Source organism: Citrobacter sp. CK180, assembly GCF_030333655.1.
GTDB classification, from domain to species: Bacteria; Pseudomonadota; Gammaproteobacteria; order Enterobacterales; family Enterobacteriaceae; genus Citrobacter_B; species Citrobacter_B koseri.
Map to the genome: position 1 here is coordinate 111,129 of NZ_JAOWFM010000052.1, position 23,804 is coordinate 134,932.

The following is a 23,804-nucleotide window of genomic DNA, read 5'->3' on the forward strand; positions in this document are numbered from 1 at the left end:
ACGCACTAATCAGGCTTGCGCAAGACTGCGAAATTCTCTTTTTTTACGCTACAATCCCATAAATTTACCTGGCGAATAGTAGATAATGCCTACAGTAATATCGCCTTCGCGCGCTCAACTTTTAACCATTTGATTATCAAACCTAAATCCCAGGATCTGGACTTATGAGGTATACAGTAGCCTTAACCGGCGGCATTGGCAGTGGTAAAAGCACCGTTGCGAATGCATTCGCTGACCTCGGAATAAACGTTATCGACGCCGATATTATTGCGCGTCAGGTGGTTGAACCCGGTCAACCCGCCCTTATGGCGATCGCTGAACATTTTGGTTCTGCACTTATCGCGCCAGACGGTTCGCTACAACGCCGGATGTTGCGCGAACGTATCTTTGCCAGTCCTGAAGAGAAATCCTGGCTGAATGCCCTGCTCCATCCGTTAATTCAGCAGGAAACCCGGCGTCAGTTTCAGCAGGCAACGTCCCCTTACGTGCTATGGGTTGTGCCCCTGCTCGTCGAAAATGCGCTGTATAAACAAGCCAATCGCGTTCTGGTGGTCGACGTGACGCCCGAGACGCAGCTCTTGCGAACCATGCAGCGCGATGATGTGACGCGTGAACATGCTGAACAAATTCTGGCTGCCCAGGCAACGCGTGAAGCACGCCTTGCCGTGGCAGATGATGTTATTGATAATAATGGCGCACCGGACGCTATCGCGTCGGATGTCGCCCGCCTGCACGCGCGCTATTTACAGCTTGCGTCGCAGTTTGTCTCACAGGAAAAACCGTAATGCACACCCAGGTCCTTTTTGAACACCCTCTCAATGAGAAGATGCGTACATGGTTGCGCATTGAGTTTCTGATTCAGCAACTCTCCGTCAATTTGCCCCTTGCAGATCATGCGGACGCTCTGCATTTTTTCCGTAACATCGGGGATTTGCTGGATGTGTTCGAACGTGGTGAAGTGCGGACCGAGTTGCTAAAAGAGCTTGAGCGTCAGCAGCGCAAACTTCAGGCCTGGGTTGAAGTGCCGGGGGTTGACCAGAGTCGAATTGAGGCTCTGCGCCAGCAATTGAAGACGGCGGGCAGCATTCTGATTTCTGCTCCGCGTATCGGGCAGCAGTTACGTGAAGATCGCCTGATTGCTCTGGTTCGTCAGCGCCTGAGTATTCCTGGCGGTTGTTGTAGTTTTGATTTGCCGACCCTGCATATCTGGCTGCATTTGCCGCAGGAACAGCGTGATGCGCAGGTTGAAACCTGGATCGCCAGCCTGAATCCGCTCAATCAGGCATTAACGCTGATCCTGGATTTGATTCGTAATTCCTCGCCGTTCCGTAAGCAAACCAGTCTGAATGGTTTTTATCAGGACAATGGCGATGATGCCGACCTGCTGCGTTTGCAACTGGCGCTTGATTCACAGCTCTATCCGCAAATTTCCGGGCATAAGAGCCGCTTTGCGATTCGCTTTATGCCGCTGGATAGCGAAAATGGCCTGGTGCCTGAGCGCCTCGATTTCGAACTGGCATGTTGTTAAGGAGTAAAGATGTCAGAAACTATCACCGTTAGCTGCCCAACCTGCGGGAAAACCGTTGTCTGGGGCGAAGTGAGTCCGTTCCGTCCATTTTGTTCTAAACGCTGCCAGTTGATCGATCTCGGCGAGTGGGCCGCTGAAGAGAAGCGTATTCCAAGCTCTGGCGACTTGTCAGAAAGCGACGACTGGAGTGAAGAGCAGAAGTAATTCAACTAAAACGTAGGGCGGGCAAGCGTAGCGCCCCCGCCATAATTTGCCGGATGGCGGCGTTGCCTTATCCGGCCTACAAACACCATTAGCCAGCAATCAGCTTTTCAATTACTGGCGCATTCGCGGGCGGGAAATCTTCCGCATTCAGAGCATTTTGCGCAATCCACCGCCCCGGTTGCCCCTCTTTTCCCCACGGTTCCCCTTCCCAGTGATCAACTAACCAGAACCACAGTGTGATGTGCCTGTCCGGGAACTGATATTCCAGCTTTTCAAATAGCGTCGCTTCACGCGGGGTGATCCCCACTTCTTCCTGCAACTCCCGGATCAGCGCCTGCTCCGGCGTTTCGCCCGCTTCGATTTTCCCGCCGGGAAACTCCAGTTTGTTGGCCATATGAGCATCGACCGCACGTTGGGTAATAAAAATTTCGTGGTTCGGGTTGCGAATAATCCCGACAGCGATTTGCAGTTTTTTCATACAGTTACATCCATAAAAAAGGCGCAGTCACCTGCGCCTCATTGTCTTTATTCAGACCTTAGCTCAGACGGCCGTGGCACTGTTTGTATTTTTTACCGGAACCGCAAGGGCAAGGATCGTTACGACCCACTTTACGATCGCCCGTTTGCGCTGCCAGAGCGGCGGCCGCTGCGCTGTCGTCATCCTGATGACTGAGCTGCTGCATCTGCGCTAAACGCTCGGCTTCTTCGCGGCGCTGTTGTTCCATCGCTTCCACTTCTTCAGGCATACGAACCTGAACTTTGCTCAGCGTACTGACCACTTCATACTTCAGCGATTCCAGCATTGCTGCAAACATGGAGAAGGACTCGCGTTTGTATTCCTGCTTCGGATCTTTCTGCGCATAGCCACGCAGGTGGATACCCTGACGCAGGTAATCCATCGCCGCCAGGTGCTCTTTCCACAGTGAATCGAGAGTTTGCAGCATGACGCCTTTTTCGAAGTGACGCATCATCTCTGCGCCAACCACTTCTTCTTTACGCTGATACACTTCGATTGAGTGCGCCAGAATACGCTCACGCAGCGTCTCTTCATGCAGCTCCGGCTCTTTATCCAGCCACTCGGCAATTGGCATATCCAGATCGAAGTCGTTTTTCAGACGTTCCTGCAAACCCGGAATATCCCACATCTCTTCCAGCGACTGCGGCGGAATGTACGCATCGATCGTCACTTTAAAGACGTCTTCACGAATGCTGTTGATGGTTTCGCTGACATCGCTGACATCCAGCAGTTCGTTACGCTGGGTGTAAATGGCGCGACGCTGATCGTTCGCGACATCGTCGTATTCCAGCAGCTGCTTACGAATATCGAAGTTGCGGCTTTCAACTTTACGCTGCGCATTGGCAATCGCTTTAGTCACCCACGGGTGCTCAATGGCTTCACCTGGTTTCATACCCAGTTTACGCATCATGCCCGACACACGGTCAGAGGCAAAAATACGCATCAGCGCATCTTCCATTGACAGGTAGAAACGGGAAGAGCCCGCATCGCCCTGACGACCGGAACGACCACGCAACTGGTTGTCGATACGGCGAGATTCGTGACGCTCAGTGCCGATGATGTGCAGACCGCCAGACGCCAGCACCGCTTCATGACGAACCTGCCAGTCCGCTTTGATCTGCGCGATCTGCTCTGGCGTTGGGTTTTCCAGCTCCGCCACTTCAGCCTGCCAGCTACCGCCCAGCACGATGTCCGTACCACGACCGGCCATGTTGGTGGCGATAGTGACCGCAGCCGGGTAGCCCGCCTGTGCGACAATCGCCGCTTCGTTGGCGTGGAATTTGGCGTTCAGAACGTTATGCTTGATGCCCGCTTTGGTCAGCTCATTAGAGACCACTTCAGACTTCTCGATCGAGATCGTACCCACCAGCACCGGCTGGCCGTTCGCGGTACGCTCTTTGATGTCTTCAATGATCGCCTGAATTTTTTCCGCTTCGGTCATGTAGACCAGATCCGGCATATCCTTACGGATCATCGGACGGTTGGTCGGAACCACAACGGTATCCAGCTTATAGATGGAGCTGAATTCGAACGCTTCGGTATCCGCTGTACCGGTCATACCGGCCAGTTTCTCATACAGACGGAAGTAGTTCTGGAAGGTGATGGATGCCAGCGTCTGGTTCTCGTTCTGGATTTCCACGCCTTCTTTCGCTTCCACAGCCTGGTGCAGACCGTCGGACCAGCGGCGACCCTGCATGGTACGACCGGTGTGTTCGTCAACGATGATCACTTCGCCATCTTTAACGATGTAATCCACGTCGCGGGTAAACAGCGCGTGCGCGCGCAGCGCGGCGGTTACGTGATGCATCAGCATGATGTTGCCCGGAGAGTACAGGGACTCGCCTTCATCCATAATGCCTTCTTTCACCAGCAGTTCTTCGATCAGCACCAGACCGCGTTCCGTCAGGTTGACCTGACGCGCTTTCTCATCAACGGAGAAGTGGCCTTCGCCCTGGAAGGTATCAGAGTCTTCTTTCTCCTGGCGAATCAGGTGCGGGATGATCTTGTTTACTTTCTTGTACATTTCCGAGCTGTCTTCAGCCGGGCCGGAAATGATCAGCGGCGTACGCGCTTCATCGATCAGGATGGAGTCGACCTCATCCACCAGCGCATAGTGCAGCTTACGCTGTACGCGCTCTTCCGGGCTGAACGCCATGTTATCGCGCAGGTAGTCAAAGCCGTATTCGTTGTTGGTGCCGTAAGTGATGTCGGCGGCGTAAGCTTCACGTTTTGCTGGGGCAGGCATGCCCGGCAGGTTAATACCGACGCTCATCCCGAGGAATTCAAACAGCGGGCGGTTGTTTTCAGCATCACGTTGCGCCAGATAGTCGTTCACTGTGACGACGTGTACGCCCTTACCGCTTAATGCGTTCAGGTAAGCAGGCAGCGTTGCGGTCAGGGTTTTACCTTCACCGGTACGCATTTCCGCGATACAGCGATCGTTCAGCACCATACCGCCCAGCAACTGGACGTCAAAGTGACGCATGCCGAATACGCGCTTACTCGCTTCACGAACCACAGCGAACGCTTCCGGGATCAGGCTTTCAACGCTTTCGCCTTTCTCCAGACGCGCGCGAAACTCTGCCGTTTTCCCTTTCAGTTCGTCATCAGAGAGTTTTTCCATCTCCGGTTCCATGGCATTGATGATGCCGACCGCTTTACGCATACGACGCAAGGTACGATCGTTACGACTACCGAATACTTTGGTTAACAATTTGATTAGCATAATAAAATCTCAAACGCCCCGCGATGCGGAGTCTCTATAATTAATTGAAGGTTTTTTGTTTTTAGCTGAGGCGTTGAGGGCCAGCGCGGATTCCCTGCGCCTGACTTATCCAGGCGGGAACGCTAAATGAGGCCTGAGGCGTAAAGTGCGCACGGGCGACGCGACGTACAATCGTTGGCGGTGTGCCTTCCTGCGTCAGCATCGCGCTGAGCGTGTTCAGTAACGCAATATGGTGCGCCTGAAGTGGCGAAGACTCTTCAGCAACCGGCAGCGTTTGCGGCGCCATGGCAAAAGAGAGATGGCGGATAACCGTGCGAATCGCATGCTGATGCCAGTAGTCGACGGTAAAATTCGGGCGGCGGTTACTCGCCTCCAGCAGCGCGAGCTGGCTGAAGTTAACCTTAGCGGATTGATCGTGATTACTGGCGGTCGCTTTCGCCGGCGTATTAGGCTCGGCTGCGTTACTGAGAGCGGGCAGACCAAAGCTAGCCGCGACCATCCCCAATAAGAGATGCGGCCAGAAGTACCGTCTACCTAACTGTCGCCAGCGCGTCAGTATTCCACTCACGTCATTGCCACCCTGATATGCCCGGCATGTGGGCTTACGAATTCAAAACGTTTTTTGCGCACAAATCTTACCATTAAAGCGTACGCTCTACAGCAGTAATGACATGGCGCTGAGGATAAAAATGCTTAAGAAAGCAGCGAACGCACTGTATTTCGGTTCAGCGGCAGAGAAAAAGGCGAAGGCAAACGCCGGACGGAAGAGATAAAAAAACGACTGGCTTACCTGGCCGGAGAGGGTGCCAGATTAACCAGTCGAATTTATGCGACAGGTATACACTTCATCCTTCAAGCTGCCTCTTTGTTGGCTGCCTTCTCTCACCCCAGTCACGTACTGGTCGTACGTTCCTGGGAATTTGCTCAGTTGCCATCTTGATGCAACTTGAAGATTTTGTGTATAGCTATTATGCCAGTACAGTCGAAGGCGCTTTGAAAGCCAACGGCAGTTCTGCGTCGTCCTGGAAGGTCACATATTCCCAGGCTTCCTGTTTCGCCAGGACAGCCTGCAACAGTTTGTTATTCAATGCGTGACCGGACTTATACGCGGTAAACGCACCAATAATGTTGTGACCGCACATGAACAAGTCACCGATCGCGTCGAGCATTTTGTGACGAACAAATTCGTCTTCAAAACGCAGGCCGTCTTCGTTCAGTACGCGATAATCGTCAACAACGATGGCACAATCGAAGCTGCCGCCCAGGCACAGGCCACGGGACTGCAAATATTCGATATCACGCATGAAACCGAAGGTACGCGCACGGCTGATCTGGCGCATGAATGCATCCGCAGAGAAGTTCATCGCATAGCGCTGGCTGCTGGAATCAATCGCCGGATGGTTAAAGTCGATGGTGAAATCCAACGTAAAACCATTGTACGGCTTAAATTCAGCCCACTTATCGCCATCTTCGACGCGAACCGTCTCTTTGATGCGTACAAATTTTTTGGCGCAGTTCAGCTCATCAATACCCGCATCAAGCAGCAGGTAGACAAACGGAGCAGCACTGCCATCCATGATCGGGATTTCCGGCGCATCGACTTCGATAACGATATTATCGATACCCAGCCCCGCCAGAGCAGCGTTAAGGTGCTCTACGGTTGAAATCCGTACATCATGCTCGTTGACCAGACACGTACAGAGCATGGTATCACGCACAGATTTGGCATCGGCCGGGAAATCTACCGGTGGATTCAAGTCGGTGCGACGATAGATGACCCCGGTGTTGGCCGGCGCAGGGCGTAAGGTCAGGGTGACTTTCTTGCCGGTATGTAAACCGACACCTGTCGCCTGAACGATACGTTTAAGTGTCCTTTGTTTGATCATCGTATAATCTCGCCAAATTACCTATCCAACCGAAGTGTACTATACATTCGGTGGGCCAGTTTAGCACAAAGAGCCGTGAATCCCAAATTCCAGCCAATTCTTAATCGGCTTGCTTACGCAGGAACGCAGGGATATCCAGATAATCCGGTTCTTTTGCCGTTTGCGGCGTATTGTCGTTCACCACTTTTGCGACCGGCTTCTGCTCTTGCGTCAGCGGCGCCATGCCGTGCTGCTGGTAACGATCCATCACCGGCTGCTGTACCTGTTTGTTGGTCACCAGGGTGATTTCAGGACGCTTGTCCATACCAATACCGGTTGCCACAACGGTGACGCGCAGTTCGTCGTTCATATCCGGGTCCAGAGAAGTACCGATAACCACGGTCGCGTTATCCGACGCAAAAGCACGGATGGTGTTACCAACGGTTTCGAACTCATCCAGACGCAGGTCGAAGCCCGCAGTGATGTTAACCAGCACGCCGCGCGCGCCAGACAGATCGATATCTTCCAGCAGCGGAGAAGAGATCGCCATTTCTGCCGCTTCTTCCGCACGGTCTTCACCGCTTGCCACGCCAGAGCCCATCATCGCGTAGCCCATTTCGGACATCACGGTGCGCACGTCTGCAAAGTCGACGTTCATCAGACCCGGGCGGGTAATCAGCTCAGCGATACCCTGAACCGCGCCTTTCAGCACGTCGTTCGCCGCGCCAAACGCATCCAGCAGGGAGATACCGCGCCCCAGCACTTTCAGCAGTTTGTCGTTCGGGATGGTGATCAGCGAGTCCACATGTTTGGACAGCTCAGTAATACCCTGCTCCGCAAATGCCATGCGCTTCTTGCCTTCGAAGTTGAAAGGCTTCGTCACCACGGCAACGGTCAGGATACCTAAATCTTTTGCCACTTCCGCAACCACTGGCGCTGCACCGGTACCGGTACCGCCGCCCATGCCTGCTGCGATAAACACCATGTCTGCGCCGTCAAGCGCTGCACGCAGTGCTTCACGATCTTCGTCCGCCGCATTGCGACCGACTTCCGGGTTTGCACCCGCGCCCAGACCTTTGGTGATGCCGCTACCAATCTGAATGGTCTGCCCAACCGCAGTCTTACGCAACGCCTGAGCGTCGGTATTCACCGCGAAGAATTCAACACCTTCGATGCGCTCGCGCACCATGTGTTCAACGGCATTACCGCCGCCGCCACCGACGCCGATGACTTTAATCACCGCGTCGTTGGTCAGTTCCATAGGTTCAAACATAGTTTCTCTCCGTTTTGTGCCTGTCGCCTGAGACCGTTAATAGTCGCCGGTCTCATAAAAATTAAAACTCTTTTCGCAGCCAGCTATTAAGTCGCTTGATCCACGAGCCAACTGATGCCGTAACACGTTTTTCCACTTCCGCTTCGCCACTTAAGTGGGACTCTTTCCCGTAGTGAAGCAGCCCCACCGCCGTTGAGTAGTACGGCTCCTGGGCATAATCCGTCAGTCCGGTAATATTCAGCGGCGCGCCAATACGCACTTGCGTATGGAACACGCGCTGAGCACAGGCAGCAAGACCTTCAATTTGCGCCGCGCCGCCGGTTAATACAATCCCCGCCGCCAGATGATGTTTCACACCCTGCTGGCGAAGCTGTTCCTGTAATTGCAAAATCTCTTCGTTGACCAGGTTGAGCAGCTCGGTGTAACGCGGCTCAATCACCTCCGCAAGCGTCTGACGTTGCAGACTACGCGGCGGACGACCGCCCACGCTCGGCACTTCAACGCTTTCGTCTTTGCCGACGATAGAGCCCAGCGCGCAGCCGTGACGCACTTTGATGGCTTCAGCATCGCTCGGCGGCGTACCGAAGGCATACGCGATATCGCTGGTCACGACATTCCCTGCGTAAGGGATTACCTTGGTATGGCGCAACGCCCCGCCAGTATAAACGGCGATATCCATTGTACCACCACCGATATCAACCACGCAGACGCCCAGTTCACGTTCATCTTCCGTTAAAACGGAGTAACTGGCCGCTAACCCGGCAAATATGAGTTGGTCAACTTTCAAGCCACAACGTTCCACCGCTTTAACGATGTTTTTTGCCATGTCGTTGTGGCATGTGATCAAGTGCACTTTTGCCTGCATACGCACGCCGGAAAGGCCAACCGGATTCTTAATGCCTTCCTGGTAATCGATCGCATATTCCTGCGGAATGACATGCAGTACACGATGCTCATCACGCACGCGCACCGACTTCGCGGTATGCACGACGTTTTCCACATCTTCCTGCGTCACTTCTTCTTCGGAGATCGGCACCATACCAATTTCATTCTGACAGCTAATGTGCTTGCCAGAAAGCGCCAGATACACCGAGGAGATCTGGCAATCCGCCATCAGCTCCGCCTGGTCAATGGCGCGCTGTACGCACTTCACCACTGACTCGAGGTCGTTCACCCCGCCTTTATCCATACCTCGCGACGGGCAACTGCCCACGCCAATGATATTGACCATACCGTCGGGCAGAACTTCCCCTACTAAAGCGGCAACCTTCGCGGTGCCAATCTCCAGTCCTACTACCAGTTTTCTGTCCGTCGCCTTGATCATTGTTGTTCTGCCTGTGCCTGATTCTGTTGCTGATTAGATTCCTCTGGAGGTAAGGGTGCCCACCCTACTGCCGCCCCCGAGTCATAACGCAAATCAACGTAGCTTATCCGTTTGCCATCGGTTTGCGCCTGCTGCTGTAAAACCGGATAAAGTTCTACAAAGCGAGCCAAACGTTTCATCGTATCGCCCCTGCCGAGGTTGAGCTTAATATCGTTATTCAGCGTCAACTGCCAGGAACGACGCGCGGTCATTGCCGCTTCCTTCAGGGTGAATCTGTCCTTAGCCAGCACCTGCCCCATATCGCGATACCCCTGCAACACTTCACTCGCGCTGCCTTCCGGGCCATACAACATGGGTAATACCTGTTTACTGGTTCGCTCTGCCGGTACGCTGAAGGTATTGCCTTCGGCATCAACCATATGCTGATCATTCCAACGCGCAATCGGCACATATTCAACCAGATGAATCTTCAATTCATCAGGCCATTGCTTTCTGACGCTGGCCTGTTTAATCCACGGTAAACGCTCTATCTGGCTCTGGATAATGTTCACATCCTGAGTCATAAACGTACCCGGCGCGCCCAACGCCAGAATCGACTGGCGGATGTCATCATTGCGCGTGTAATGCCGTTCGCCGGTCAACACCAGTTTCGACAACGGCAAACGCTGCGCGTCTTCCATCCAGCCCAACACAACCCAGCCGCTGACAAACACGGTGCAGAGCACCGTCAGCAGGAACAGTATTCCTGCAAGACGCGTTCCATTATTGCGCCGTGAAGAAGACACCTCTTCATCACTGTTTCGCGTGTTCAGCGCAGCCTGCGACATATCAGTCCGCCAACTCCAGAATTCGTACCACCAACTGCGAGAAGCTCATGCCCGCCTGACGCGCCGCCATCGGCACCAGACTGTGGCTGGTCATACCCGGCGAGGTATTCGCTTCCAGCAGATAAAACTGGCCATCGCTGTCCAGCATGACGTCGATGCGGCCCCATCCTTTGCAACCCAACGCGGTCCACGCTTTCAGGACCAATGTCTGCAAAATAGCCTCTTGTTCCTCTTCCAGACCTGCCGGGCAGAAATATTGTGTCTCATCAGAGAGATACTTCGCCTCATAATCATAGAAGGTTCCGGCGGGTTGGATACGAATTGACGGTAAAATTTCTTCACCGAGTATCGCAACCGTAAATTCCGGGCCACTGAGCCATTTCTCAATCAGTACTTCTTCATCATGCTGAAAAGCCAATGCTAATGCTGCCTGCAAAGCATTTTCTTCTACCACTTTCGACATGCCGACGCTGGAACCTTCACGGCTCGGCTTCACAATCAGCGGCAAACCCAGCGCAGAAATTCGCGTTAGTGCGTCGTCGCTAAGCCCTTTTTCAAACTCAGCGCGCGTCAATGCCACCCACAGCGCAACCGGTAATCCGGCGCCCTGCCACAACAATTTGCTGCGCAGTTTATCCATTGAGATTGCTGAAGCCATCACCCCGCTGCCGGTATAGGGCAGGCCAATCAGATCCAGCATCCCTTGCAGCGTGCCATCTTCGCCGCCGCGACCATGCAACGCAATAAACACCTTCTGAAAACCCATTGATTTCAGCAGGGTGACATCAACCTCTTTCGGATCGATCGGATGCGCATCCACGCCGCCTTCGCGTAACCCGGCCAGCACTGCCGCGCCGGAATTCAGCGAAACATCACGTTCGGCGGAGGTTCCACCCAACAGGACCGCGATTTTATCAGCCATGTTGCTCCTCCTCCTGGGTTTGCGGCTTCAGTTTAATTTCAGCTAAGGTGCGCGCAATTTTGCCGATATTTCCCGCGCCTTGCACCAAAATCAAATCATTACCGGTTAATACCGGCGCCAGCATTTGCGCAACCTGCGCCGGATCGGAGACCAGAATCGGGTCAATTTTACCGCGACCGCGAATCGTACGGCACAGCGAACGGCTGTCCGCTCCCGGAATTGGCGCTTCGCCTGCGGCGTAAACATCCAGCATTAACAGCGCGTCAACCTGCGTCAGCACGTTGGCGAAATCGTCGTACAGATCGCGCGTACGCGTGAAGCGGTGCGGCTGGAAAACCATCACCAGATTTTTATCCGGCCAGCCTGCACGCGCGGCTTTAATGGTGGCGTCGACTTCCGTTGGATGATGGCCGTAATCATCGACCAGCATCGCCGTCCCTGCTTTACCGTTTACCGGCTCAAGCGGGAATTCGCCGAGGAAATCGAAGCGACGCCCGGTACCCTGGAAGCTTTCCAGCGCGCGCAGAATCGCCTCGTCGTCAATCCCCTCTTCGGTCGCCACCGCCACGGCAGCCGCCGCGTTCAGCGCATTGTGGCGGCCCGGCGCATTCAGCGTCACCTGCATTGCAGGTTTATCCTGACGCAGCAGCGTAAAATGCCCCTGCGGCCCAACCTGCTGGTACTCTTCCACACGCACGTCAGCGTCGTCGCTAAAACCATACGTTGTGGTCTGACGGCCCACGCGCGGCAGCAGCTCGCGGATCACCGGATCGTCAACACACATCACTGCACGACCATAAAACGGCAAATTGTGCAGGAAATTAATAAAGGTCTGCTTCAAATTTTCGAAGTCGCCCTGGTAAGTATCCATATGGTCGGCTTCAATATTGGTGACAATCGCCACCATCGGTTGCAGATGCAGGAACGACGCATCGCTCTCATCCGCTTCCGCAATCAGATAACGGCTGTGGCCTAAACGCGCATGCACGCCCGCCGCTTTCACCAGCCCACCGTTGACGAAGGTCGGGTCCAGCCCCGCTTCCGCGTAAATGCTGGAGACCATCGCGGTGGTCGTTGTTTTACCGTGCGTCCCGGCAATGGCGATGCCGTGACGAAAACGCATTAACTCCGCCAGCATCTCCGCGCGGCGGATCACCGGAATACGCGCTTCATGCGCCGCGACAATCTCCGGGTTATCCGCAGAGATCGCGCTGGAAACCACCACCACGCTCGCATCGCGCACGTTTTCCGGGCGATGATTAAAGAAAATGGTGGCGCCGAGGTTCGCCAGTTGCTGCGTAACCGGATTCGGCGCTAAATCAGAACCACTGATCTGATACCCTTCATTGGCCAGAACTTCGGCAATACCGCCCATACCGGCACCACCGATGCCGACAAAGTGGATGTGCCGAACGCGACGCATTTCGGGCACGATAGAACGCAGTTTTGCCAGTTGTTGTGTATTCATTCTTTACGCCATTCACTTCTCAATTCATGCGGTGCAAAAGGCACCGCCACAATTACGCCCGGGCAGCCCGGCTCACTTCATTTGCAACACGCTCGGTGGCATCTGGAATAGATGCAGCGCGGGCACGTTCTGCCATGGTTAATAACGTTTCTCGCGACCACCCGGCCAGGGTGCTGGCGACGGCATCCACAGTAAACTGCGGCTGCTCAAAAATTTTGGCGGCCCCCGCTTTCTCCAGCGGCAGGGCATTCCAGTACTGCTGCCGGTCTTTATGCTGAAACGGCACAAACAGCGCGGGCAAACCGGCGGCGGCGATTTCACTCACCGTTAACGCGCCAGAGCGGCAAACGACAACATCCGCCCACGCATAGGCTGCGGCCATGTCATCAATAAATTCCGTCACCTTATGCTGCGGTTGCCCCGCCCCGGCATAAGCCTGCTCTACGGTCTGCTGCGCGCCTTTACCGCTTTGATGCCAGATAGTGACCGTATCGCCCAGTTTTGCCGCAACCTGCGGCAGCGTCTGGTTCAATACCCGCGCCCCCTGAGAGCCGCCCACCACCAGCACGCGAATCGGCCCTTCACGTCCGGCCAGGCGTTCTTGCGGCAAGGGGAGCGCCAGTACGTCAGTACGTACCGGGTTTCCGACCACGTCCGCTTTCGGAAACGCGCCGGGAAAAGCCTGCATCACCGTCGTGGCGATTTTCGCCAGCCACTTATTGGTCAACCCTGCAATGCCGTTTTGCTCATGCAGCACAACCGGAATACCCAGCGACCACGCCGCCAGACCGCCGGGGCCAGAGACATAGCCGCCCATGCCGAGCACCACATCAGGCTTAAACTGCTTCATGATCGCCCGCGCCTGGCGCCAGGCGTTAAAAATACGCAGCGGTGCCGCCAGCAGCGCTTTCACGCCTTTTCCGCGCAAACCGGAAATGCGAATGAAATCAATCTCAATGCCATGCTTCGGCACTAAATCCGCTTCCATACGATCGGCGGTTCCGAGCCAGCGTACTTGCCAGCCCTGGTCCATTAAATGGTGCGCGACGGCCAGTCCTGGGAACACATGTCCGCCAGTACCGCCCGCCATCACCATTAACCGCTTCGGTTGACCACTCATCGTGAACCTCGTGTAAACGCCTGCGCTTTTTCCAGACGCGTTTCATAATCAATACGTAACAAAAACATGATGGCCGTCGACATGATCAGCAAACTGGAACCACCATAACTGATCAGCGGCAGCGTCAGACCCTTCGTTGGCAGCATGCCTGCCGCCGCGCCGACGTTGACCAGCGCCTGGAAGCTGAACCAGATTCCAATCGAGCAGGCCAGGAATCCTGAAAAACGGTGATCAATCTCCAGCGCCTTACGGCCAATCGACATCGCGCGAAAAGCGACGAAGAATACCATTAAAAGCGCCAGTACCACACCGATATAACCCAGTTCTTCCCCAATAATGGCGAAGATGAAGTCAGTATGCGCTTCCGGCAGATACTCCAGTTTTTGTACCGAGTTCCCCAGTCCCTGCCCCCACATCTCACCACGGCCAAATGCCATCAGGGATTGCGTCAGCTGGTAGCCGCTGCCAAACGGATCTTCCCAGGGGTTCCAGAAAGAGGTCACACGGCGAATACGATACGGTTCGGCGAGGATCAGCAGGATCACTGCCGATATCCCCATGCCGATGATGGCAATGAACTGCCATAACTTCGCCCCGGCGAGAAACAGCATCGCCAGCGTGGTAACGAACAGCACCACCACCGTCCCGAGATCGGGCTGCGCCAGCAGCAAAATCGCCAGCACCAGAATCACGCCCATCGGTTTTAAGAAGCCGCGCAGGTTATTACGCACTTCATCAACTTTGCGCACCAGATAGTTGGCGAGGTAGCAGAACAGCGACAGTTTGGTAAATTCCGCAGGCTGAATACGCAGCGGCCCCAGCGCAATCCAACGCGATGCCCCGTTAACTGAGCTACCCACCACCAGCACGATCAACAACATGATGATCGACGCGATCAGCATCGTGGTGCTGTACTTTTGCCAGAACTCCATCGGTAAACGCAGCGTGATCATCGCCAGGCAAAACGCCAGGAGTATGTACAGCGCGTCACGCTTGGCAAACAGGAAAGGATCGTTCGCCAGACGTTGTCCGACAGGCATTGACGCCGACGTCACCATGATGAAACCGATCGCCGCCAGGCCAAATGTCAGCCAGAGCAACGTGCGGTCGTACATGATCAGGCTATCGTCGTCTTTATCGCGCGACGCCATCACCCAGCCTTTAAGCGCCGTAAAGACCCATACCAGGATTCCAAATCCCGGCAGGCGCGGCATTCTCAGGCGAGGGAGAGATAAACGCATCAACCTAACTCCTTCGCCAGACGGGTAAAGACATCGCCCCGTTGCTCAAAATTCTTAAACTGATCGAGGCTGGCGCAGGCCGGAGACAGCAGGACCATATCGCCCGGTTGCAAACGCGGCGCCAGCAGACGCATCGCCTCTTCCATCGTCTCAGTTTGTTCTGCGATTTCCGGGCGCAGCGCCGCCAGCTGCGCGCCATCACGACCAAAGCAGTACAGGCGAACGCGATCGCCGCCCAGGTAACGGGTGAGCGAAGAGAAATCCGCCGATTTACCATCGCCGCCGAGCAGCAGGTGCAGCGTACCGTCTACGTGCAGGCCATTCAGCGCCGCTTCCGTGCTGCCTACGTTGGTGGCTTTGGAGTCGTTAATCCAGCGCACGCCGTTATGCTCCAGCGCCAGCTGGAAGCGATGCGCCAGACCGGTAAAGGTCGTCAACGCTTTCAGGCTGCTGGCGCGCGGTAAACCCGCCGCATCGGCCAGCGCCAGCGCCGCCAGCGCATTGGTGTAGTTGTGCTGGCCGGAAAGCTTCATCTCTTTCACGTTCAACACTTTTTCACCCTTCACCCGCAGCCAGGTCTCGCCCTGCTGGCGATTGAGGTGATAATCCCCCATGTTGACGCCAAAACTGACGCAACGCGCATCCGCGCCGCGTACCGGCATGGTCAGCGCGTCATCGGCATTCACCACGCAAACTTTCGCATTCTCATACACGCGCAGTTTTGCCGCGCGATACTGTTGCAGACCAAACGGATATCGGTCCATATGGTCTTCGGTAACGTTCAGGATGGTTGCGGCAACGGCCTGTAGGCTGGATGTCGTTTCCAGCTGGAAGCTGGAAAGCTCCAGTACGTACAGCTCGCGAGCGGCGTCCAGCAGCATCAACGCAGGCAGACCGATGTTACCGCCAACGCCCACGTTCACGCCCGCCGCTTTCGCCATCTCGCCTACCAGCGTGGTCACGGTGCTTTTACCGTTCGATCCGGTGATCGCCACGATCGGCGCCTGCGCTTCGCGACAGAACAGTTCGATATCACCGACAATCTCAATACCCGCATCGGCGGCAGCGCTCAGTGAAGGGTGCGCCAGAGCAATACCAGGGCTGGCGACGATCAGATCCGCCGCCAGTAGCCAGTCATCATTCAGGCTGCCGACGTGACGCTCTACCGCTTCCGGTAATTTGTCCAGACCCGGCGGCGTCGCACGGGTATCCATTACGCGCGGCGTTACGCCGCGCGCCAGGAAAAAGTCCACGCAGGAAAGTCCGGTCAATCCCAGACCAATAATGACGACTTTTTTACCCTGGTAATCAGCCATGATTAACGTACCTTCAGCGTTGCCAGGCCAATCAGGACCAGCATCAGCGAAATAATCCAGAAGCGCACGATAACGCGCGGCTCCGGCCAGCCTTTCAGTTCATAGTGATGATGAATCGGCGCCATGCGGAAGATGCGCTGCCCGCGCAATTTAAAGGAACCGACCTGCAAAATGACTGACAGGGTTTCCACCACAAACACGCCGCCCATAATCACCAGCAAAAACTCCTGACGCAGCAGCACCGCGATGATGCCCAGCGCGCCGCCCAGCGCCAGCGACCCGACGTCTCCCATAAAGACCTGCGCCGGATAGGTGTTAAACCACAGGAAGCCTAAGCCCGCGCCGACAATCGCCGTACAGACAATCACCAGTTCACCGGCATGGCGTAAGTACGGAATATGCAGGTAGTTGGCGAAGTTCATGTTGCCGGTTGCCCACGCCACCAGCGCAAAACCGGCGGCGACGAATACGGTCGGCATAATCGCCAGGCCGTCCAGGCCATCGGTCAGGTTAACCGCGTTGCCCGTTCCGACGATCACGAAGTACGCCAGCAGCACGTAGAACAGACCCAGTTGCGGCATCACGTCTTTAAAGAACGGCACCACCAGTTCGGTGGCCGGCGTGTCTTTCCCCGCCAGATACAGCGCGAACGCCACGCCCAGCGCAATCACCGACATCCAGAAATATTTCCAGCGAGCGATCAGCCCTTTGGTGTCTTTACGCACCACTTTGCGGTAATCATCGACAAAACCAATAATGCCGTAGCCCACCAGCACCACCAGCACGCACCAGACGTACGGGTTAGACGGGTAAGCCCACAGCAGGACGGAGACCACAATCGCCGTCAGAATCATAATGCCGCCCATTGTTGGCGTACCGCGCTTGCTAAAGTGCGATTCCGGGCCGTCATTACGCACGACCTGGCCAAAAGACAATTTTTGTAAGCGGGCAATCATACGCGGGCCCATCCACAAGGAGATGAACAGCGCGGTCAGCAGGCTGACGATGGCGCGAAACGTCAGATAGGAAAAGACGTTAAAGCCGGAATAATATTTGACCAAATGTTCGGCCAGCCAAACTAACATGTTCCATTCTCCTGTAATGCGCGTACTACCTCTTCCATGGCGGCACTACGTGAACCCTTCACTAAAATGGTAATAATCTGATGCTCCGCAATCAGCGTGTTAAGACGCGCGACCAGAGCCGATTTATCCGCAAAATGTTCGCCAACGCCGCTGGCATTGCCGATCGCCTGACTCAGTTTTCCTGTACTCAGCACGCTGTCGATACCCGCCGCTTTTGCCGCTTCACCGACCTGAACATGGCATGCTTCGCTTTCCGCGCCCAGCTCCGCCATATCGCCGACCACCAGCACCCGGTAGCCCGGCATTTCAGACAGCACCTGCACAGCGGCGGTCATCGAACCGACGTTGGCGTTATAGGAGTCATCAAGTAACAGCTGGTTGTCATTCAACTGGATGGGGAACAGGCGCCCCGGCACGGCTTTCAGGTTCGCCAGACCGGTTTTAATGGCGTCAAGGGTCGCCCCTACCGCCATCGACAGCGCAGTCGCCGCCAGCGCGTTCGCAATATTGTGACGACCAGGCAGCGGCAGCAGGACGTCAATGTCGCCCGTCGGCGTTTGCAGCGTGAATTCCGTACCGTGCGAGGTCACATGGATATTGGTCGCGGTAAAATCGCTGTTGGCGGCATTCGGTGAAAAACGCCACACTTTGCGATCGCCAATAATGCCCTGCCAGTTCAGCCAGTCGTTGTTATCGGCGTTCATAATGGCGATCCCATTCACCGGCAAGCCGGTATAGATTTCGCCTTTCGCTTTCGCCACGCCCGCCAGCGAACCGAATCCTTCCAGGTGCGCTGCCGCCAGATTATTAACCAGTGCCGCTTCAGGACGCGTCAGGCCGACGGTCCAGGCAATTTCGCCCTGGTGATTGGCGCCTAACTCAATGACGGCATAGTCATAATCGTTGTTTAACCGCAGCAACGTCATCGGTACGCCGATATCGTTATTCAGGTTGCCCGCGGTGTATAAGGTGTTGCCACACTGACTCAGAATGGCGGCGGTCATCTCTTTAACGGATGTTTTGCCGGAGGAGCCGGTTAACGCCACTACGCGGGCGGGAACCTGCGCCCGAACCCATGCGGCCAGTTCGCCGAAGGCCAGCCGCGTATCTTTGACAATCAGCTGCGGCAGATCGCAATCCAGCGGGCGACTCACCAGCAGCGCACCGGCGCCGCCCGCTTTCGCGTTATCCGCAAAATCGTGGGCGTCGAAACGCTCGCCTTTCAGCGCCACAAACAGGCAGCCCGGCGTCACCTTACGCGTATCAGTCGTGACCGCGTCAATCGTCAGGTCGGCGCCCTGTAATTCGCCGTGCAGAATACCGGCCAGTTGGCTGAGCGTTACGCTAATCATGCGATCACCCCCAGCAGACGCGCAGCCGTCACGCGGTCGGAGTAATCAAGGCGTTGAGTACCGACAATCTGGTAATCCTCATGCCCTTTACCCGCGACCAGAACCACGTCGTTTTCTTTCGCCTGCATAATGGCGCAGGTCACCGCCTCTGCGCGGCCTTCCATCACTTTCGCGTGCCCGGCATCCAGCATACCCGTCAGAATGTCGTTGATGATCGCGCGCGGCTCTTCGGTGCGTGGGTTATCGTCCGTCACGACCACCACGTCCGCGAACTCTTCGGCAATCGCCCCCATCAGCGGACGTTTACCTTTATCGCGATCGCCACCGCAGCCAAAGACGCACCACAGTTGACCAGTACAGTGCAACCGCGCAGCCTGCAACGCTTTTTCCAGCGCATCCGGCGTGTGGGCGTAATCGACCACCACCGTAGTTTTGCCCGGTGCGCTGAACACCTCCATCCGCCCGCAAACCGGTTGCAGTCGGGGGGCGGTTTTCAGCAGATCCGCCAGGGGGTAGCCAAGCGCCAGCAACGTTGCCAGCGCCAGCAGCAGGTTGCTGACGTTAAACGCACCCATCAGACGGCTTTCAACCTCGCCTTCGCCCCAACTGGAGTCGAAACGGATCGTCGCGCCGCTATCGTGGTACTTCACCTCAACCGCTTTCAGCCAACGTCCGTGGCAGTTCGGGTTGATATGATCCTCCATCGAGACCGCAACGGCATCCGGCAACCTCACCAGCCATCGGCGTCCGACTTCATCATCGGCATTGACGATAGCCTCGCCGTAATGGTGCGTTGAATAGAGCATCCATTTCGCCGCTTCGTAATGTTCCATGTCACCGTGATAATCAAGGTGATCGCGGCTTAAATTCGTGAAAACAGAGGCGGCAAATTTCAGCGCGGCGACCCGGTGCTGCACCAGACCGTGGGAAGAGACTTCCATTGCACCGAATGTTGCGCCCTGCTCAACCAGACCGGCCAGCACATGCTGTACGTCAACGGCGGAACCGGTTGTGTTCTCCGTCGGGATCACTTTGCCCAACAGACCATTACCCACCGTTCCCATTACCGCGCTGGTTTCGCCAAGCAGTTGGCTCCACTGCGCCAGCAGTTGCGTGGTGGTGGTTTTTCCGTTCGTTCCGGTCACGCCGACCAGACGCATATGTTCAGATGGCTCGTGGTAGAAGCGGCCCGCCAGTGCAGATAAACGCTCGTTGAGCTGGCTCAGATAGATAACCGGCACACCGTGCATTTCACGGATTTCCCCGTCGGTCGCCTCATCTTTGGCCTCTGCAATAATGGCAGCCACACCTTGCGCTATCGCCTGCGGGATATATCGACGCCCGTCCGCCTGATGACCCACCACTGCCACAAAGAGATCGCCCGATGCAGCCACACGGCTGTCGAGTGTCATCTCCCGCAGTGCTCGCTCCGGTGCGCCAGGCACCCACGGAGCGAGAAGGTCGCGCAAATTACGATCTGCCACCTGTTCCCTCGCCTTGGTTAATTACAAATTCACTTTTTTCGCCCGTTGCCAGCGCATCCGGTTCGATGTTCATGGTGCGCAGTACGCCGCCCATAATGGCACCGAATACCGGCGCGGAAACGGCGCCGCCGTAGTATTTACCCGCCTGCGGATCGTTGATAACAACCACCAGCGCGAAGCGCGGCTGACTCGCAGGCGCAACGCCTGCGGTATAAGCAATGTATTTGTTGATGTAGCGGCCATCCGGCCCCACTTTTTTCGCCGTACCGGTTTTAATGGCGATGCGATAACCTTTGATCGCCGCCTTCACGCCGCCGCCGCCCGGCAGCGCCACGCTTTCCATCATGTGGACGACGGTACGAACGGTCGCTTCCGGGAAGACGCGCTCGCCCGGTACAGGAGGATCAACTTTGGTAATCGACAGCGGACGATAGACGCCGTAGCTGCCAATCGTTGCGTAGACTCGCGCTAACTGTAACGGGGTTACCATTAGCCCATAGCCGAAAGAGAAGGTGGCCCTCTCTATGTCAGACCACCGTTGTTTTTGAGGATATAAGCCACTGCGTTCTCCGACCAACCCCAAATTGGTCGCCTTTCCTAGCCCAAAACGTGAGTAAGTATCTACTAACGCTGAGGACGGCATCGCTAACGCCAGCTTAGAAACGCCGACGTTACTCGACTTCTGTAAAACCCCGGTCAGGGTCAATTCGCTGTAACGCGCCACGTCTTTGATTTCGTGACCATTAATTCGATATGGCACCGTGTTCAGCACGGTGTTTTCACGCACGACCCCGCGCTGTAACGCGGTCATCACCACCATCGGTTTGACGGTTGAACCGGGTTCAAACACGTCCGTGATGGTGCGGTTACGCATAGCGTCTTTCGGCGTACCGGTCAGGTTATTCGGGTTGTAGGACGGGCTGTTCGCCATTGCCAGCACTTCGCCAGTATTGACATCCACCAGCACGGCGCTGCCTGACTCCGCTTTGTTGAAGGCCACGGCGTTGTTCAGTTCGCGATAGACCAACGCTTGCAGACGCTCATCAATGCTCAGCGCCAGATTGTGCGCGGCCTGGCTGTCGGTAGAAGAGATATCTTCAATAACCCGGCCATAGCGGTCTTTACGTACAATACGTTCACCAGGCTGGCCGGTCAGCCATTTATCAAAACTCTTCTCAACCCCTTCGATCCCCTGGCTGTCAACGTTGGTAAAACCGATAAGGTGAGCGGTCACTTCCCCGGAAGGATAGTAACGGCGGGACTCTTCGCGCAGATGAATGCCTGGCAGCTTCAGTTTTTTGATGTAGTCGCCGAGATCCGGGTTAACCTGACGCGCCAGATAAATAAAGCGGCCTTTCGGGTTCGCATTAACACGAGCCGCCAGTTGGTCGAGCGGCATTTTCAGCGCGTCTGCCAGCGCTTTCCAGCGGTTGTCCAGCGTGATCCCGCCTGCATCATGCAGCTCTTTCGGGTCCGCCCAGATGGCTTTTACCGGCACGCTCACCGCCAGTGGGCGACCAGAGCGGTCGGTGATCATGCCGCGAGAGGTGGAGACTTCCTGTACACGCAAAGAGCGCATGTCGCCCTGACGCACTAACATGTCAGGCGCAATAATTTGCAGCCAGGCCACGCGCCCCAGCAGGAAACCCAGCGCCAGCAGAATACAGCCGCACAGCAACGCAAAACGCCAACTGACAAAGTTGGCTTGTTCTTCCTGGCGTTTTGGTTTGAGCGTCTTTGCCGCTGCTTTCATGCGTCGCGTTTATCCTTATTTTTGCACTACGATATTTTCTTGTGAGGGATCGACATGCTGCATCTGCAACTTTTCCGTTGCGATCCGTTCTACCCGGCTATGATCGCCGAGCGCGTTTTCTTCAAGAATCAGGTTGCGCCATTCGATATCCAGCGCATCACGCTCCAGCACCAGTTGCTCGCGCTGTGCGGTTAACAGGCGCGTATGGTGCGCCGTTGTCACGACGGTGACCGCCGTTAAAATGATGCAAATGAACAGGCAGAGTGGCAGCTTCCCAAATCGCAAAAGATCGTCACCGATCACGCCAGGCAAAGCATGGCGATTGGTGATTCCCGTCGATCCCTTCACTTTGCTCAGGGCTTCTGTCACTCTGCTGATCATGCGTTCGTCCTCTCTGCAATACGCAGAACTGAACTACGGGCGCGTGGATTTTCCGCCACTTCTTCTTCGCCCGGCATCAACTTGCCTAATGCTCTTAGCTCACGACCGCCCAGTTTTTTGAGCTGCTCTTCCGTCATCGGCAACCCTGCTGGAACCTGTGGACCGCGGCTTTGCTCACGCATAAAGCGCTTCACAATACGGTCTTCCAGCGAGTGGAAACTGATAATGGAAAGCCGCCCACCCGGGGCCAGCACGCTGAGCGAGCTTTTTAGCGCCTGCTCTATCTCCTCCAGTTCACTGTTCACCCAAATGCGCACCGCCTGGAAGGTACGGGTCGCGGGATGTTTGAATTTGTCCTTCACCGGCGTCGCCGCTGCGACCACTTCCGCCAGTTCTTTGGTGCGGGTCATGGGCTGTTCGCGGTTGCGCTCCACAATGGCGCGGGCAATACGTTTCGCAAAACGCTCTTCGCCAAAGGTTTTCAGCACCCAGGCAATATCGACTTCTTCTGCGGTTTGCAGCCATTCTGCGGCAGACTGACCGCGCGTTGGGTCCATACGCATATCCAGCGGGCCATCGCGCATAAAAGAAAAACCACGTTCGGCATCATCGAGTTGCGGTGAAGAGACGCCAAGATCAAGGAGAATCCCGTCGATCTTGCCGATAAGTTCGCGCTCACTTACATAATCAGCAAGCGCAGAGAAAGGTCCATGAATGATGGAGAAGCGAGGATCATTGATGGCCTGGGCTTCGGCAATAGCCTGCGGATCGCGATCGATCGCCAGCAAACGTCCCTCTTCGCCAAGCCGGGAGAGGATCAGACGTGAGTGGCCGCCGCGACCAAATGTCCCATCAATGTAGATGCCGTCAGGGCGAATGTTCAGACCGTTTACGGCCTCGTCCAACAGCACCGTAGTGTGTTTAAAATTTTCCATCATCATTATAGAGACAAGTCCTGCAGTCGTTCCGACAAGGTTTCGGTTACTGACTGCTCAGCGTCGATATCTTCCTTGACCTGTTGATACCAGGTCGTTTCATCCCACAGTTCAAACTTATTGAACTGTCCAACCAGCATCACTTCTTTCGTCAGCCCGGCATGTTGCCGCAGAATCGGCGCGATCAATAAGCGACCCGCGCTATCCATCTGACATTCGCTGGCATGCCCCAACAGTAAACGCTGCACGCGGCGCTCAACCGGGTTCATGCTCGACAGACGCGATAATTTTTGCTCGATAATTTCCCATTCAGGCAGGGGGTAAAGCAGCAGGCACGGGTGATGGATGTCAATGGTACAAACCATTTGACCGGTAGCGTTCTCGATCAGTTGATCCCGGTAACGGGTGGGCACAGATAAGCGCCCCTTACTGTCGAGATTGACTAACGTTGCTCCCCGGAACATGCCAGCCTCACCCCTTATTA

General features: G+C 55.6%; 22 protein-coding genes. 3 read left to right on the forward strand and 19 right to left on the reverse strand.

The annotated features are described in order from the left end of the window. Positions 1-164 precede the first annotated feature (164 nt). Genes coaE through yacG form a run of 3 tightly spaced genes read left to right on the forward strand, consistent with a single transcriptional unit; the run spans position 165 to position 1,732 of the window. Entirely contained in the window at positions 165-785 is a 621-nt protein-coding gene (gene coaE, locus OGV50_RS14235; RefSeq protein WP_012134062.1) for a dephospho-CoA kinase, read from the forward strand. Beyond that, on the forward strand, positions 785-1,528 hold the full coding sequence (gene zapD, locus OGV50_RS14240; RefSeq protein ID WP_012134063.1) for a cell division protein ZapD: 744 nt from the start codon (positions 785-787) through the stop codon (positions 1,526-1,528). The genes coaE and zapD overlap by 1 nt, the downstream gene beginning before the upstream one ends. A 9-nt stretch (positions 1,529-1,537) precedes the next feature. Beyond that, positions 1,538-1,732, forward strand: a complete 195-nt coding sequence (yacG, locus tag OGV50_RS14245; protein ID WP_047458910.1) for a DNA gyrase inhibitor YacG — start codon at positions 1,538-1,540, stop codon at positions 1,730-1,732. An 88-nt stretch (positions 1,733-1,820) separates the two neighbouring features. On the opposite strand, the gene mutT is transcribed toward yacG, so the two are convergent. The 19 genes from mutT to mraZ all read right to left on the reverse strand — a co-directional run bounded on the left by mutT (position 1,821) and on the right by mraZ (position 23,784). Then, positions 1,821-2,210, reverse strand: a complete 390-nt coding sequence (gene mutT / locus OGV50_RS14250; protein WP_198447407.1) for an 8-oxo-dGTP diphosphatase MutT — start codon at positions 2,208-2,210, stop codon at positions 1,821-1,823. A gap of 58 nt (positions 2,211-2,268) precedes the next feature. Next, a complete protein-coding gene (gene secA, locus OGV50_RS14255) occupies positions 2,269-4,974 on the reverse strand; it encodes a preprotein translocase subunit SecA (RefSeq protein WP_047458916.1) in 2,706 nt (901 codons plus the stop codon). Positions 4,975-5,035: 61 nt separating this feature from the next. Continuing rightward, positions 5,036-5,542, reverse strand: a complete 507-nt coding sequence (secM, locus tag OGV50_RS14260) for a secA translation cis-regulator SecM (protein WP_058668568.1) — start codon at positions 5,540-5,542, stop codon at positions 5,036-5,038. Between the two features lie 400 nt (positions 5,543-5,942). Continuing rightward, positions 5,943-6,860 carry a UDP-3-O-acyl-N-acetylglucosamine deacetylase gene (lpxC, locus tag OGV50_RS14265; protein WP_012134068.1) on the reverse strand — a complete coding sequence of 306 codons (918 nt, stop codon included), beginning with the start codon at positions 6,858-6,860 and terminating at the stop codon, positions 5,943-5,945. A gap of 100 nt (positions 6,861-6,960) precedes the next feature. Continuing rightward, positions 6,961-8,112 (reverse strand): cell division protein FtsZ, encoded by a 1,152-nt coding sequence (gene ftsZ, locus OGV50_RS14270; RefSeq protein ID WP_004857884.1) that lies wholly within the window; start codon positions 8,110-8,112, stop codon positions 6,961-6,963. Between the two features lie 61 nt (positions 8,113-8,173). Then, entirely contained in the window at positions 8,174-9,436 is a 1,263-nt protein-coding gene (ftsA, locus tag OGV50_RS14275) for a cell division protein FtsA (RefSeq protein WP_003018755.1), read from the reverse strand. Continuing rightward, entirely contained in the window at positions 9,433-10,263 is an 831-nt protein-coding gene (gene ftsQ / locus OGV50_RS14280; protein ID WP_012134069.1) for a cell division protein FtsQ, read from the reverse strand. Before ftsQ ends, ftsA begins: the two co-directional genes overlap by 4 nt. Before the next feature lies 1 nt (position 10,264). Next, positions 10,265-11,185 (reverse strand): D-alanine--D-alanine ligase, encoded by a 921-nt coding sequence (locus OGV50_RS14285; protein WP_286488598.1) that lies wholly within the window; start codon positions 11,183-11,185, stop codon positions 10,265-10,267. After that, the gene (murC, locus tag OGV50_RS14290) at positions 11,178-12,653 is read right to left on the reverse strand and encodes a UDP-N-acetylmuramate--L-alanine ligase (RefSeq protein ID WP_047458927.1); all 1,476 of its coding nucleotides are present in this window, start codon (positions 12,651-12,653) and stop codon (positions 11,178-11,180) included. Before murC ends, OGV50_RS14285 begins: the two co-directional genes overlap by 8 nt. Positions 12,654-12,705: 52 nt before the next feature. Then, positions 12,706-13,773: an undecaprenyldiphospho-muramoylpentapeptide beta-N-acetylglucosaminyltransferase gene (gene murG / locus OGV50_RS14295; RefSeq protein ID WP_071257561.1), complete on the reverse strand. Its 1,068-nt coding sequence runs from the start codon at positions 13,771-13,773 to the stop codon at positions 12,706-12,708. Continuing rightward, positions 13,770-15,014: a cell division protein FtsW gene (gene ftsW / locus OGV50_RS14300; protein WP_024130710.1), complete on the reverse strand. Its 1,245-nt coding sequence runs from the start codon at positions 15,012-15,014 to the stop codon at positions 13,770-13,772. The genes murG and ftsW overlap by 4 nt, the downstream gene beginning before the upstream one ends. After that, on the reverse strand, positions 15,014-16,330 hold the full coding sequence (gene murD, locus OGV50_RS14305) for a UDP-N-acetylmuramoyl-L-alanine--D-glutamate ligase (RefSeq protein ID WP_012134074.1): 1,317 nt from the start codon (positions 16,328-16,330) through the stop codon (positions 15,014-15,016). Before murD ends, ftsW begins: the two co-directional genes overlap by 1 nt. Positions 16,331-16,332: 2 nt before the next feature. Continuing rightward, positions 16,333-17,415 carry a phospho-N-acetylmuramoyl-pentapeptide-transferase gene (gene mraY / locus OGV50_RS14310; protein WP_012134075.1) on the reverse strand — a complete coding sequence of 361 codons (1,083 nt, stop codon included), beginning with the start codon at positions 17,413-17,415 and terminating at the stop codon, positions 16,333-16,335. Next, positions 17,409-18,767: a UDP-N-acetylmuramoyl-tripeptide--D-alanyl-D-alanine ligase gene (gene murF / locus OGV50_RS14315; protein ID WP_198447394.1), complete on the reverse strand. Its 1,359-nt coding sequence runs from the start codon at positions 18,765-18,767 to the stop codon at positions 17,409-17,411. Before murF ends, mraY begins: the two co-directional genes overlap by 7 nt. Further along, a complete protein-coding gene (murE, locus tag OGV50_RS14320) occupies positions 18,764-20,251 on the reverse strand; it encodes a UDP-N-acetylmuramoyl-L-alanyl-D-glutamate--2,6-diaminopimelate ligase (RefSeq protein ID WP_047458939.1) in 1,488 nt (495 codons plus the stop codon). Before murE ends, murF begins: the two co-directional genes overlap by 4 nt. Then, on the reverse strand, positions 20,238-22,004 hold the full coding sequence (gene ftsI / locus OGV50_RS14325; RefSeq protein WP_012134078.1) for a peptidoglycan glycosyltransferase FtsI: 1,767 nt from the start codon (positions 22,002-22,004) through the stop codon (positions 20,238-20,240). The genes murE and ftsI overlap by 14 nt, the downstream gene beginning before the upstream one ends. Before the next feature lie 15 nt (positions 22,005-22,019). Next, the gene (ftsL, locus tag OGV50_RS14330; protein WP_012134079.1) at positions 22,020-22,385 is read right to left on the reverse strand and encodes a cell division protein FtsL; all 366 of its coding nucleotides are present in this window, start codon (positions 22,383-22,385) and stop codon (positions 22,020-22,022) included. Next, positions 22,382-23,323 (reverse strand): 16S rRNA (cytosine(1402)-N(4))-methyltransferase RsmH, encoded by a 942-nt coding sequence (gene rsmH / locus OGV50_RS14335; protein ID WP_147294144.1) that lies wholly within the window; start codon positions 23,321-23,323, stop codon positions 22,382-22,384. Before rsmH ends, ftsL begins: the two co-directional genes overlap by 4 nt. A gap of 2 nt (positions 23,324-23,325) precedes the next feature. After that, complete coding sequence (gene mraZ / locus OGV50_RS14340; RefSeq protein ID WP_012134081.1) at positions 23,326-23,784, reverse strand: division/cell wall cluster transcriptional repressor MraZ; 459 nt, start codon at positions 23,782-23,784, stop codon at positions 23,326-23,328. Positions 23,785-23,804 lie beyond the last annotated feature (20 nt).